Origin of the sequence: Phenylobacterium sp., from assembly GCF_046590535.1 — a bacterium.
In the GTDB taxonomy this organism is placed as follows: Bacteria; Pseudomonadota; Alphaproteobacteria; order Caulobacterales; family Caulobacteraceae; genus Phenylobacterium.
On sequence record NZ_JBKJTG010000004.1, the window covers coordinates 1 to 12742 of the forward strand.

A 12742-nucleotide genomic window follows, 5' to 3' on the forward strand; every position below is an offset into this window, starting at 1 on the left:
CCGCCATTGGCGAAGCCGGTCATGAAGAAGACCGCCGGCACGCCGACCTCCACGAACCGGTAGTGGTCTGAGCGGGTGAACAGCCCCTCCTCCGGCATCGGGTCGGGCAACAGCGTCAACCCCATCCCCATCGCCGCGCGCCGCGCCGCCGGCCCGATGCTGGACCGCTCGGCGCCGAAGGCGATCACGTCGGTGAAGTCATAGGTCAAGATCGGCATGTCGAGGTCGACGTCGGCCACGATGCTGGAGAGCGGCACAGTTGGGTTGCGCGCGAAGTACTCCGCCCCCACCAAGCCCTTCTCCTCGCCGGTATCCAACAGGAAGAGAATTGTACGCTTGGGCTTCTGGGTGGCGGCCATGAACATGCGCGCCACCTCCAGGGTGACGGCGCTGCCCGCCGCGTTGTCGAGCGCGCCGTTGTTGATGGCGTCACCGTTGACCGGCTCGCTGATCCCCAGGTGATCCAGGTGGGCGCTGAGCACCACCACCTGATCCTTCAGCTTGGGGTCGGCCCCCTCGATCAGGCCCACGACGTTTGAGCTCTCCACCGGCTTGATGGTGGTGGCGAAGCTGGCGTCCAGGGTCACGGGCAGCACGAAGCGCGGCGGGTCCTGGGCCTTGGACTGCGCCATCTCGGTGATGCGTTTCAGATCGGCGGGCGCGCCCGCGAAAAGCTTCTCGGCGCCCTTCACGCTGATGGAGGCCAGGGTCGGCACCGTTGGGGCCACCGCGAAGGCTGCGCCGGCGAGGGTGCGCCAGCTCATGCCCCAGGACTTCCACTGGCGGGCCGAGTTGGCGAAGGGATAGAGCTTCTCGTCGCCGGGCGTATTGACCTGAATAAAGCCCACCGCCCCCCGCGCCTCTGCCTGGGCGCGTTTGGTCCGGCCACTGGAATAGTAGGCCCGCTCCTCGGTCTGGTAGGCGGACGGCGCGCCCGACAGCGCCACGACGATCTTCCCCTTCACGTCGAGGCCCGCATAGTCGTTGCGCCGGTGCTCGGGCGCCACGACGCCGAAGCCAACGAAGACCAGACGCGCCGACACCTTGGTCTGCGCCGCCACCGGATTGCGGCCCACCAGATAGTCCTCGCCGAACACCAGGGGCGTGGCCTTGCCCGCCTTGTCGCGCAGGACGAAGGTCCCCCGGTCCGCGGCCTGGAAGGCCACCATCGGCACGTGCTGGAAATAGCTCCCCTTGTCGCCGCCGGGCTTCAAGCCCAACTGCGCCATCTGCGAGGCCGCATAGGCCGCGGCGATATCGTATCCGCGCGAGCCGGCTTCCCGGCCCTCCAGCAGGTCGCTGGCCAGGAAGGTGACGTGGGCCTTGATGTTGTCGGCGCTCTTCTGGGCCTCGGCCGCGGACGGCTCGGCGGACCAGGCTTGCGTCGCCGCCATCGCCAGCGCGCCCGCCGCCACCATCACCCTGCCCAGACTCATCGCGGCCTCCCGATCGTTGGGGAGAGCTTAGGCGAGGGCCGCGCGGGGTGGCATTAAGTTGCTGTAACGACGGGGTGGATTGTTACGCACCTACCCGCCTTCACGGCTGTGGAAGATGTGGGTCACCAACACGCTCTCAGACGCCACTCGATACTGGATCACATAGGCCGCGCCCCAAAACGGATTGGAAGTTCGCGAAGGTCGACGCGCGGCCCTTGGCGGCCCCGGTCGGCAAACGCCTCCAGAGACACCAAGGCGGCCGCCAAGGTTTGACGAGCCCGTCGTGCCGCGTTGGGGTTCTTGTCGATCAGAAAGTCGACCAGGCGCTCAAGGTCGATCCGCGCCCGCACAGAGAGCCTGACCTCCCGGGTCAACGCGGGGTCGCCAGCCGGCCTTGCAGCGTGTTGTCGAAGTGCTCGAGCGCTTCCTGGACCGAAAGGCTCTCGCCGGTCTGATCATACTCCTCAAGCCGCCGAAGCGACTCCGACCATCGATCATCCAGACCATCGGCAATCAGCGCCCGGGCGTACTCATCCACCGACCGCCCAGCCGCATCCGCCGCCGCCTTGAGGCGGCGGGCGGTAGCATCGTCGAGTTTCAGGGTCAGTTCGCCGTCGGCCATGGGCGGATGCTCATCCCGACGGCGCTGATCGTCAACTGTCGAGGAAGCTGCGCAGCTTCCGCGAGCGGCTCGGGTGTTTCAGCTTGCGCAGCGCCTTGGCCTCGATCTGACGGATGCGTTCGCGGGTCACGCTGAACTGCTGGCCCACTTCCTCGAGGGTGTGGTCGGTGTTCATGCCGATGCCGAAGCGCATGCGCAGGACGCGTTCCTCGCGGGGCGTCAGGCTGGCCAGCACCCGGGTGGTGGTTTCCCGCAGGTTGGACTGAATGGCCGCGTCGATGGGCAGGATGGCGTTCTTGTCCTCGATGAAGTCGCCCAGGTGGCTGTCTTCCTCGTCCCCGATCGGGGTTTCCAGGCTGATCGGCTCCTTGGCGATCTTCAGGACCTTGCGGACCTTCTCCAGCGGCATGGCCAGCTTCTCGGCCAGCTCTTCCGGGGTCGGCTCGCGGCCGATCTCGTGCAGCATCTGGCGGCTGGTGCGGACGATCTTGTTGATCGTCTCGATCATGTGGACCGGGATGCGGATGGTGCGGGCCTGGTCGGCGATCGAGCGGGTGATCGCCTGACGGATCCACCAGGTGGCGTAGGTAGAGAACTTGTAACCGCGGCGGTACTCGAACTTGTCCACCGCCTTCATCAGGCCGATGTTGCCCTCCTGGATCAGGTCCAGGAACTGCAGGCCGCGGTTGGTGTATTTCTTGGCGATGGAGATCACCAGGCGAAGGTTGGCCTCAACCATCTCCTTCTTGGCCTGGCGGGCCTCGCGCTCGCCTTTCTGGACGGTCTGGACGATGCGGCGGTAGTCGTCGATCGGTACGCCGGTCTCGGTGGCCAGCGCAGCCACCTCGTGGCGGATGTCGCCGATCTGGCCGGCGTCGTTCTCCGCGAACTTGGTCCAGCGCACGCCCAGCGTCTTGACCTGGTCGGCCCAGTCGGGACGCATCTCGGCGCCGAAATAGGCCTTCAGGAACTCGGTGCGGCTGATGCCGTAGCTGTCGGCCAGCCGCAGCAGGCGGCCTTCCAGGCCCATCAGGCGCTTGTTGATCGCATAGAGTTGTTCGACCAGAGCCTCGATGCGGTTGTTGTTCAGCTTCAGGGTCTTCAGGTGCTGGACGATTGTGGTGGTCGCGGCCTGATAGGCCTTGCGGTCAGCGTCGGATAGGTCCTGGCCCTTGAGGCGCTGGTTGACCAGCTTCTCCTGCAAGAGCCGGAAGCGCTCGAACTCGCCGGCGATGGCGTCCAGGGTCGCCATGACGCCTTCGCGCAGTTCGCCTTCCATGGCGCTGATGGTCGGGCCCGCGCCGTCGTCGAAATCGTCGTCGTCGTCGCCCTCGGCCTTGGCGATGGCCTCGCCGTCCTCGGTGACTTCGGCGGTGGGTTCGGGCTCGGGCGGGGCGGCGGCGGCCAGTTCCTCGGCGGCCGCGGCGTTCACGCCGCCATAGGTCTGCTCCAGGTCGATCACCTCGCGCAGCAGGATGCGGCCGGAGCCCAGTTCCTCGCGCCAGACCATGATGGCCTCGAAGGTCAGGGCACTCTCGCACAGCCCCCGGATCATGGTGTCGCGGCCGGCCTCGATGCGCTTGGCGATGGCGATCTCGCCTTCCCGGGACAGGAGCTCAACCGAGCCCATCTCGCGCAGGTACATGCGCACCGGATCGTCGGTGCGGTCGTAGGCCGGCTCCTTGGTGGTCTCGGCCACCGCGGTTTCCTCGCGGACCACGACCTCGCCGCCCTCGGCGTCTTCTTCGGCCTCGACGACGTTGACGCCCATCTCCGACAGCATGGCCAGGGTGTCTTCGATGGCCTCGGAGGTGACTTCCTCGGAAGGCAGCACCTTGTTCAGCTCGTCCATGGTGACGTAGCCGCGGGCCTTGGCCTGCTTGATGAACTTCTTGACCGCGGCGTCCGTGAGGTCGAGCAGCGGCCCGTCGCCACCGGTGGTCTCTGGCGTTTCCGCTTCGGCCGTATTGGTGCTCATCGAGTTCTCCGATACCGGCTGGCGCGCCTCAGGCGAGGCGCGGGCCGATGAAATTGTTGTCCCGCGGTCGGTTCGCGATGGCCCGCGACCTTACGACCCGTCTTCCGCCCAAATCGTTCCCGCTCTGATCGCGCGCTTCAGTGCGTCGCGCTCACCTTTGAGGCGTTCAAACGCCGCCATGTCCGACCGGCCCCGAAGGTTTCCCTTCGCAGCGTCGATGGCGTCGTCCAACGCCGCCACCCTCGAAAGGGCGGCGAAGAGGCGCGACCACTGGGATCTCCGCACATCGAGGGAGACATCATTTTTCAAAAGTGGCGCGCCGGAAGTCGCGGCGGCCCGATCGATGTCTGTCAAAAGCGCGCTAAACCCGCACGCCGCCAGATGGCGTTGCAAGGCGTCCCTGTCAAGGTGATCCGCCTCCAGACGAAGGCGAATGATCTCCCGGGCCAGCGCCACTAGCCCCGGATCGCCGAAACCCTTGGCGGTGAAGGCGTCCTCCAGGTGGTCGTCCAGCACCTGTGGATCGTCCATGGCGTGCCGCGCCAGGGCGGCCGCGGACGGGTCCAGACCCCGGGAGAGGCGTTTCGCCGCAGCCTTGCCCTCGGGCGTCGAGGGCTCGATCCAGGCGGGGCCGGTCCAGCGCCCGCCGGGGCCCGGCCGGCGGCGGCCCTGATCGGGCTGAGCGCGCGGCGCCCGGGCGAACAATTGGTCGAACCGCTGCAGTAGCGCCTCGCGGTAGGCCTGCTGCAGGTCCTTGTCGAAGATGACATTGGCGGCGGCCCGCAGCCGGCCCTTCAGCCCGGCCCGCCGCTCGGGCGTGTCCAAGGCCTCCAGGTCGCGCTCGCGGATGAACAGGGCGTCCGCAAATCCGGTCGTGGCGGCGAGCTGCTGCTGCAGGGCTGTCGGCCCTTGCTCGCGCAGCACCTCGTCGGGGTCCTTGCCCCCCTCGACGATGGCGAACTTGAAGCTCTTGCCTGGTTTCAGCAGCGGCAGGGCCCGGTCCATGGTTCGCGCCGCCGCCTGGCGTCCGGCCCGGTCGCCGTCGAAGGACAGGGTCGGCTCCGGGTGGTGGCGCCACAGCATCTCCATCTGCTCTTCGGTCAGCGCCGTGCCCATAGGCGCCACCGCCGGCAGGTTCGCCCGATGGCAGGCGATGGCGTCCATGTAACCTTCCACCACCAGCAACGGCGGGCTGTCACCGCTCGGCGCCGCGGCCAGGATCTTGCGCGCCTCCGCCAGGCCATAGAGCAGGTGGCCCTTGTGGAAGACCGAGGTCTCCGGCCCGTTCAGGTACTTGGCGCGGGCCTGCGGATCCATCGCCCGGCCGCCGAACGACACTACCCGCCCCCGCTGGTCGCCGATCGGGAAGATGATCCGGTCGCGAAATCGGTCGTAGGGGGCGCCCCCGTCCTCCGGCGCGATCAACAGGCCGGCGTCGATCAGCTCCCCCGGCCGCGCGCCCTTGGTGATCAGATAGTCCTTCAGCGCCGTGCGGCCGGGCGGCGAGAATCCCAGCCGAAACCGCGCCCAGTCCGCCTCAGGCAGGCCGCGCTTCTCCAGATAGGCCCGGGCCTCGCGGCCGGCCGGGCGGCGAAGTTCCCCCTCGAACCACTGGGCGGCAAGTTCCAGCCATTCGGAGAGGCCCTGACGCACCTTCTCCTGCTCCACCGCGCGAGGATCGACGGCGGGGAGCGCCACGCCGGCCTCGGCGGCCAGCTGCTCGACGGCCTCGGTGAACGACAGCCGCTGGGTTTCCTGCAGGAAGGTGATCAGGTCGCCGGTCTTGCCCGACGAGAAGTCGAAGAACTGGCCCTTCTCGTCGTTCACGTAGAAGGACGGCGTCTTCTCCTTGGTGAAGGGCGACAGGCCCACGAACTCGCGCCCCTGCTTGCGCAGCTTCACCGTCTTGCCGATCAGGTCGGACGGTCGAAGGCGGGACTTGATCTCGTCGATGAAGCGTTCGTCAAAGCGCACGGCGGCAATGATAGCGCAACGCAGCAGAGTCGCCGCTAGGCAAGGCTGCGGATCCAGCCCGGAAGCTCGGCTATGCAACCCAACTCCGCGAACCGCGGATGGTCCTTGGGCGCGTCAGCCATCTCATGCGCCCAGGTGAGCGCATAGGGCACGTGGGCGGCGAAAGCGCCGGTGGCGAGCGCCGGCAGGATGTCGGAGCGCATGGAGTTGCCGCACATCACCGCTTCCGCCGCGCCGGTTCCATGGCGGGCGAAGACCCGCTCATAGGTCGATGCATCCTTCTCGCTGACGATCTCCACGGCCACGAACAGATCACCCAGGCCAGAGGCCGCCAGCTTCTGTTCCTGATGCAGGAGGTCGCCCTTGGTGATCAGCACCAGGCGGTAGCTCTGTGAAAGTGCGGCGAGCGCCTGGTCGACGCCGGGTAAGGGCTCCACCGGATGGCCCAGCATCTCGCGGCCGGCGGCCAGGATGTCGGCGATGATCCGGCCGGGCGGATCGCCCCCGGTCAGTTCCATGGCGGTCTCGATCAACGACAGGGTGAAGCCCTTCACCCCGTACCCATAGAGCGCGAGGTTGCGGGTCTCCACCGCGGCCAGCCGGGCCTCCAGCACCTCGGGCGGGGCCACCTCGGACATCAGGTCGCGAAACCGATCCTGGGTGAGCCGGAAGATCGTCTCGTTGTGCCAAAGCGTGTCGTCGGCATCAAGGCCGACCGTGGTGATGCGCATGGCGCGGTCTTAGCCGATCCGCGGCGCTTGCGGGAAGCTCAGGCGGCGCAGGCCTTGTGCGGCTTGCTTACCCGTTCCGTGGAGGCCGGGAACCGCGCCAGCGCCGCAGCCGGCCGGATTGGCCGCACAGCGAAGTCGCCGCCGCAGTTGGGGCATACGCCCCCCAGCCGAGTGTCGACGCAGTCCGCGCAAAAGGTGCATTCGAAGGTGCAGATGCGGGCATCCGGGCTCTCCGGCGGCAGGTCGCGGTCGCAGCACTCACAGTTGGGCCGAAGCGCGAGCATCCCGGGCACTCCTCGTGGTCAGGCGCTATCTGCCATCCGGGCCGAGCAGCTGAAACGACATCTTTCCCGCGTTTCCTGCCGTCACTCTCCGAACCCCTCACCCGGCGTGACGGGGGCGAGGCGCAGCAGGCGGGAGTCGGCCACGCCGGCCGTGCGGTGCTTGACGAACTCGCGGTAGTCCGGGTCGCGGACCATTTCGATAAAGGCCGCCGAGCCGGGGTATTCGGCGATGAACGCCAGGTCCCAGGCCTCGTCCTGCGGCCCCGTCACCATAACCTGCGGTTTCCCAGCCCAGATCTGGCGCCCGCCCACCCGCTGGAAGATCGGCGCGGTGGTGCGGCCATAGGCACGATAGGCGTCCAAACCGGTCAGGCCCCTGCCGTGATCGGGGTGGTCGGCCGGATATTCTGCGCGGGGCTTCAGCCGCACCAGGTTGAGCATCTGGATCGGCTCATCCCTGGGCAGGGACCTGAAGAGATCCCAGGCCTGCCGGTCCGGATCGATGTGCCCCTCGGCCATGAGCGCGTCCCTCTCTTGTGAGCTTTGAGCCCGCCACATTGACCGTAACCGCGCAAGCCACTACCTACCCGACGCCCCCGGAACTGGAGCCCACCCATGAGCCGCGATCTGCTGCCCGGCGTCACCGGCGTGCTGGCCCTGGCCAACGGCGCCGTCCTGCAGGGGATCGGCGTCGGCGCGGTGGGCGAGGCCGTTGGCGAGGTCTGCTTTAACACCGCCATGACCGGCTATCAGGAGATCCTCACCGACCCCTCCTACATGGCCCAGATCATCGCCTTCACCTTCCCCCACGTGGGCAATGTCGGTACGAACGTCGAGGACCTGGAGCAAATGTCGGGGTCGGCCGAGACCGCGGCCCGCGGCGCGATCTTCCGCGACGTGCCGACCAAGCCGGCGAACTGGCGGTCCGACACTGGCCTGGAGACCTGGATGGCCCGGCGCGGCGTCGTGGGCCTGGCCGGGGTCGACACCCGCGCGCTCACCCGGCTGATCCGCGAGCTCGGCATGCCGCATGGCGTGATCGCCCACCATCCTGAGGGAAAGTTCGACCTCGACGCCCTGATCGCCAAGGCCCTGGCGTGGGGCGGCCTGGAAGGCCTTGACCTCGCCAAGGACGCCTCCTGCCTGCAGCCGTTCGTGTACGAGGAAGGCCTGTGGACCTGGCCGGAGGGCTACGCCAAGGCTGGTCAGCCGAAGTACGAGGTGGTGGTCCTCGACTACGGGGTAAAGCGCAACATCCTGCGCTCGCTGACTTCGGTGGGGGCGCGGGTGACGGTGGTGCCGGCCTCGACCAGCGCCGAGGCCATCCTGGCCCGCAAGCCCGACGGAGTCCTCCTGTCGAACGGCCCCGGCGACCCGGCCGCCACCGGGAAATACGCCGTGCCGGAGATCCGCAAGCTTGTGGAAAGCGGCACGCCGGTGTTCGGCATCTGCCTGGGTCACCAGATGCTGTCCATGGCCCTAGGCGCCCGGACGGTGAAGATGGACCAGGGCCATCACGGGGCGAACCACCCGGTGAAAGACCTGACCACCGGCAAGGTGGAGATCGTCTCCATGAACCACGGCTTCACGGTGGACCGCGACAGCCTGCCCAAGGCGGTGACGGAGACCCACGTCTCGTTGTTTGACGGCACCAACGCCGGCATCGCGCTCACGGACCGGCCGGTGTTCTCCGTCCAGCACCACCCGGAAGCCTCCCCGGGCCCCACGGACTCGCTCTACTTGTTTGAACGGTTCGCAACCTTCATGGACGCCGCAAAGTAGGCGTCAGATCTTCGCGAGTTTGCCCATGGCGGCGATCGGGCCCGAGGGTCCCTCTGGGCTACTAGAGCCGCCGGGAGGTTCGACGGAGACCGCCAGGGCCGCGCCCTCGGCGACCATCTGATCCAGGGTCTGCGGCATCGGCATGGCCTTGGAGACGCCCGGCGCCACCAGGCCCAGTGAGCGCGGCTTGCCGTCCTTGGGGATCAGCCACAGCTCGTGCACGTGCAACGGATCGCCCGTCGGCGGCACCAGCGAGGTGATGATCAGCGCCTTGCGGTCGGGATCGTAGGCCGCGACGAACAGCGGCTGCGCGCCGGTAGTGGAGTTTAGGCTGGCGTTGAGGATCGCACCCGGAGCCGGGGGCTGGACGACCACTGGCGGCCGGTTGGCCAGCATCACGGCGGCGGCGAGGCTGGCGGCGGCGAGGCCAAGCGAGCCCACGGTGGCGCCGCGCCAGAAGCGCAGCCCGCGCCCGGAGGCGTTGTCGTTGGCCGGCAGGGCGCGCTCGACCCGCGGCCAGACGCCGGCCGGCGCCGGCACAGCCGCGACGCTGTCGAGCAGCGGCGCCAGGCGCGCGCGCCAGGCCTCGACCGCCTGCGCAAAGACCGGCTCGCGGGCCATTCGGGCTTCAGCCTCGGCGCGCTCGCGGCTGCCCAGCACGCCCAGGGCGTGTTCGGCGGCCAGAGCCTCGGTTTCGGACAGGTCGGGGGCTTCGCTCATGGCTCGAGGCATCCCTTGAGCTTGGCGAGACCGCGGCGGATCCAGCTCTTCACGGTGCCCAGCGGGGCGTCCATGCGGCGCGCCAGGGCGTCATAGGTGACGCCCTCGAAGAACGCCGTGCGGATCACCTGCTGGGTGCGCTTGTCGAGCTCGGATAGACATCTATGCAGCCGGCCCTGGTCGTCGGCGGCCGACAGCAGCGCCTCGGCGCCGATCTGGCCGTCGGCGATCTCCATGTCGTCGATCTGATCGGCGTAGGCCAACGGCCCGCGCGCGCGCAGCCGGTCGATGGCGCGGTTGCGGGCTATGGTGGAGACCCACGTCATCACGCTCGCCCGGCCCGCGTCGAAGCGGTCGGCGCGGCGCCAGACGGTGACATAGACTTCCTGCAGCACGTCTTCGGACTCCTCTCGGTCAGAGAGGATACGCAGGCAGACGCCAAATAGCTTCGCCGAGGTCGCTTGGTAGAGTTGTCGCAGGGCGCCGCGGTCACCGGACGCGATGCGCGACATCAGCGGAGCGAGCGTGTCGGGGGTCTGCACGGCGGCCAAGGGCGAAGCTCAGATGTGGCGCGGACAAGCCGCAGCGTCTCGGCGAAGCTGCCCGCTGGGCCGCGTGGGGGCAACCCCCTTACGCGCCCAGCTGGGACGCGAATGCGATCAGGCGGCGACCTTGCGCGGCTTGCGGGCGGCGGCGCGCTTGGCCTGTGCGGCTTCCAGGCGGACGCTCTTGCGTTCGGCAGCGACCTCTTCAAGCGTCGGCAGCAACTCCGCTGCGGCGGCCTTCTGCTTCTCGTCACCGTCATCGTGCAGACGCCGGGCATTGGTCAGCAGGTTGTTCACGTCCTCGTCGCTCATGGTGGGGATTTTTTCGAGCAAGGTCATGGACGCGCAGTCTCCAACTTGTCCGGCCGACAACTCGGCGCATAGGAGCAATATGGGTAGAATGGCGGTTGGTTGCATCAAAACCTAAGATTTTTCAGGCGGTCTTGCCTCGAAGGCGGAAATCCGACAGGGTGTATTCCATCGAATTCGTTTCGGTTCGGCCGACTCTTCCCGCTCGCCAACACAGAGCGCCGGACCTGCCTCCCGACCCCATCCGAACTTTGATCGGCGCGCCAAATACTTGTGCGTGATCGAAATACATATCGAAGGACGACGACTACATGGCTACCGGCACCGTGAAATGGTTCAACGGGACCAAGGGCTACGGCTTCATCCAACCGGATGACGGCGGAGCGGACATCTTCGTGCACATCTCGGCCGTCGAGCGTGCGGGCCTGCGGGCTCTGAACGAAGGCCAGAAAGTCACCTACGAGCTGGAGAAGGACCCGCGCAGCGGCAAGACCTCCGCCGGCCAACTCCAGGCCTAGGCGACGAAAATGGATTCGCGAGGCGTCAAAGCCCCGCCAAGTCTCGAAGGGAATGGGCCGGCTGCCAAGCTGGCCCATTTTCGTTCGGGGTTGCTAGCCGGGCTTGCGCAGCACGCAGAGCGCCTGGCCCAGATGGCCTTCCGGCACCACCACATCGGCGGCGGCGCGGACATCCTCCACGATCAGGCCGAGCTTCTCCGCCCAGATGGGAATCCAGTCCGGCGAGATGAATACGTTGAGATGCATCTCGGCGCCGGCCTTTTGCGCGTCAAGGACGTCGGTGAAGGCGCGCCAGTGCGCCGGCTCGCGGAAATCCAGGAACGAGAAGATGATCCGGCCCCCGGCTTGAGGACGCGGCGCGCCTCCTCCAGGTACCAGTAGCCCTGCTCGTGCAAAAGGTGGGTCAGCACCGAAAAGAACACGACCATGTCGGCGCGGCCATCCTCCTCCGGGATGCCGATATGCTCGACCCGCTCGAAGCGCCAGTCCGGTCGCTCTACGATGCTCCGCGCGTGATCCAGTAGCGCCGGCACCAGGTCGATCCCGAGATAGGGCCCGTTGAGATAGGCCGAAAGGGGCTTGGCGAGGCGCCCTGAGCCGCAGCCCACGTCGATGACATAGCCGTCAGGCTGCAAGCCGTAGTGCCGCAAGAGCGCAGCCTCAATGGGCCCAACCGTCTCAAATCCACCGCCGACGGCTACCGACATCGCCTCGTCGTGGGACATGAGCGACCTCACGTTCTCCACGTGACGGATATAGGCGCCCTTCAGGTCCACGGCGGGCCCACCAGCCGGTCCGGGCGGCGGCGGCTGGGGATCGCGTGCGGGCGGGGGGCGGGAAGCCCCGATCCCCATCAGCTTCCTCAAGCGGCGCACGATGCCGAATCTTCCGCGATACATGCCGCCCACCCTGTGCGCCCGCGGCGCAAGCGCCACTCTGTCGAGCATCCAGCCGTCTTGCAATCCTGCGTTCCCGCACGCGCCGCGCCGCCCCGCTTGCGCGACCCCGCTGGCGTCTCTAAACGGGCGCCTTAACCTACAGTCCTGACCGACGCCGGGCGCGAAGGCGCGCGCGGTTGTCCCTGCGCGCGAACAATCATGCCCAAACGCACCGACATCTCCTCGATCCTGATAATCGGCGCCGGGCCGATCATCATCGGCCAGGCGTGCGAGTTCGACTATTCCGGCGTGCAGGCCTGCAAGGCGCTGCGGGCCGAGGGCTACCGGATCGTGCTGGTGAACTCCAACCCCGCCACCATCATGACCGACCCCGATGTGGCCGACGCCACCTACATCGAACCGATCACCCCGGAGACGGTCGAGAAGATCATCGCCAAGGAGCGCCCCGACGCCCTGCTGCCCACCATGGGGGGGCAGACCGCGCTGAACACCGCGCTCGCGCTCGAGAGCATGGGGGTGCTGGCCAAGTACGGCGTCGAGATGATTGGCGCGCGGGCCGAGGTGATCGACAAGGCCGAGGACCGCCAGAAATTCCGCAACGCCATGGACGCCATCGGCCTGGAGAGCCCCAAGTCCAAGGCGGCCCACACCCTGGACGAGGCCATGGAGGGCCTGGAGTTCGTCGGCCTGCCGGCCATCGTGCGGCCATCGTTCACGCTCGCTGGGACCGGTGGCGGCATCGCCTACAACGTCGAGGAGTTCCGCGAGATCGTCGAGCACGGCCTCGACATCTCGCCCACCACCGAGGTGCTCATCGAGGAGAGCGTCCTGGGCTGGAAGGAGTACGAGATGGAGGTGGTCCGCGACCGGGCGGACAATTGCATCATCGTCTGCTCCATCGAGAACATCGACCCGATGGGCGTGCACACCGGCGACTCGATCAC

The 12742-nt window shown here is 67.7% G+C and carries 15 protein-coding genes and 1 pseudogene; 3 read left to right on the forward strand and 13 right to left on the reverse strand.

Features of this window, described 5'->3' with window-relative positions:
* The 8 genes from ACLL81_RS00160 to ACLL81_RS00195 form a co-directional block, all read right to left on the reverse strand.
* Positions 1-1436: M28 family metallopeptidase (locus ACLL81_RS00160; protein ID WP_411286323.1), on the reverse strand; the 1436-nt coding region annotated here is incomplete at its 3' end.
* Positions 1437-1594: 158 nt separating this feature from the next.
* A complete protein-coding gene (locus tag ACLL81_RS00165; RefSeq protein WP_411286324.1) occupies positions 1595-1786 on the reverse strand; it encodes a type II toxin-antitoxin system RelE/ParE family toxin in 192 nt (63 codons plus the stop codon).
* A 20-nt stretch (positions 1787-1806) separates the two neighbouring features.
* Positions 1807-2058: a FitA-like ribbon-helix-helix domain-containing protein gene (locus ACLL81_RS00170; protein ID WP_411286325.1), complete on the reverse strand. Its 252-nt coding sequence runs from the start codon at positions 2056-2058 to the stop codon at positions 1807-1809.
* A 31-nt stretch (positions 2059-2089) separates the two neighbouring features.
* Positions 2090-4036, reverse strand: coding sequence for an RNA polymerase sigma factor RpoD (rpoD, locus tag ACLL81_RS00175; RefSeq protein WP_411286326.1), 1947 nt, complete (start codon positions 4034-4036; stop codon positions 2090-2092).
* 90 nt (positions 4037-4126) lie between these two features.
* Complete coding sequence (dnaG, locus tag ACLL81_RS00180) at positions 4127-6010, reverse strand: DNA primase (RefSeq protein ID WP_411286327.1); 1884 nt, start codon at positions 6008-6010, stop codon at positions 4127-4129.
* 35 nt (positions 6011-6045) lie between these two features.
* Positions 6046-6741 carry an HAD family hydrolase gene (locus ACLL81_RS00185; protein ID WP_411286328.1) on the reverse strand — a complete coding sequence of 232 codons (696 nt, stop codon included), beginning with the start codon at positions 6739-6741 and terminating at the stop codon, positions 6046-6048.
* 38 nt (positions 6742-6779) lie between these two features.
* On the reverse strand, positions 6780-7025 hold the full coding sequence (locus ACLL81_RS00190) for a DUF1272 domain-containing protein (protein ID WP_411286329.1): 246 nt from the start codon (positions 7023-7025) through the stop codon (positions 6780-6782).
* Between the two features lie 81 nt (positions 7026-7106).
* Positions 7107-7544: a DUF1330 domain-containing protein gene (locus ACLL81_RS00195; protein WP_411286330.1), complete on the reverse strand. Its 438-nt coding sequence runs from the start codon at positions 7542-7544 to the stop codon at positions 7107-7109.
* A gap of 96 nt (positions 7545-7640) precedes the next feature.
* On the opposite strand from ACLL81_RS00195, the gene carA reads away from it, so the two are divergent.
* On the forward strand, positions 7641-8807 hold the full coding sequence (gene carA, locus ACLL81_RS00200) for a glutamine-hydrolyzing carbamoyl-phosphate synthase small subunit (RefSeq protein ID WP_411286331.1): 1167 nt from the start codon (positions 7641-7643) through the stop codon (positions 8805-8807).
* A 3-nt stretch (positions 8808-8810) separates the two neighbouring features.
* Here carA and ACLL81_RS00205 read toward each other — a convergent pair whose 3' ends face one another.
* From ACLL81_RS00205 to ACLL81_RS00215, 3 genes are all read right to left on the reverse strand, one after another.
* Positions 8811-9527 (reverse strand): anti-sigma factor domain-containing protein, encoded by a 717-nt coding sequence (locus ACLL81_RS00205; RefSeq protein ID WP_411286332.1) that lies wholly within the window; start codon positions 9525-9527, stop codon positions 8811-8813.
* Positions 9524-10069, reverse strand: a complete 546-nt coding sequence (locus ACLL81_RS00210; protein ID WP_411286337.1) for a sigma-70 family RNA polymerase sigma factor — start codon at positions 10067-10069, stop codon at positions 9524-9526. The genes ACLL81_RS00205 and ACLL81_RS00210 overlap by 4 nt, the downstream gene beginning before the upstream one ends.
* A gap of 117 nt (positions 10070-10186) precedes the next feature.
* Entirely contained in the window at positions 10187-10384 is a 198-nt protein-coding gene (locus tag ACLL81_RS00215) for a hypothetical protein (RefSeq protein ID WP_411286333.1), read from the reverse strand.
* 308 nt (positions 10385-10692) lie between these two features.
* Between ACLL81_RS00215 and ACLL81_RS00220 the strand changes: the two genes are divergently transcribed.
* On the forward strand, positions 10693-10899 hold the full coding sequence (locus tag ACLL81_RS00220) for a cold-shock protein (RefSeq protein ID WP_411286334.1): 207 nt from the start codon (positions 10693-10695) through the stop codon (positions 10897-10899).
* Positions 10900-10992: 93 nt separating this feature from the next.
* On the opposite strand, the gene ACLL81_RS00225 is transcribed toward ACLL81_RS00220, so the two are convergent.
* The gene (locus ACLL81_RS00225; protein ID WP_411286335.1) at positions 10993-11145 is read right to left on the reverse strand and encodes a hypothetical protein; all 153 of its coding nucleotides are present in this window, start codon (positions 11143-11145) and stop codon (positions 10993-10995) included.
* Positions 11082-11846 carry a class I SAM-dependent methyltransferase gene (locus ACLL81_RS00230; RefSeq protein WP_411286336.1) on the reverse strand — a complete coding sequence of 255 codons (765 nt, stop codon included), beginning with the start codon at positions 11844-11846 and terminating at the stop codon, positions 11082-11084. The genes ACLL81_RS00225 and ACLL81_RS00230 overlap by 64 nt, the downstream gene beginning before the upstream one ends.
* Before the next feature lie 150 nt (positions 11847-11996).
* Between ACLL81_RS00230 and ACLL81_RS00235 the strand changes: the two are divergent.
* Positions 11997-12742: pseudogene (locus ACLL81_RS00235) on the forward strand (carbamoyl phosphate synthase large subunit); the annotation flags it as partial.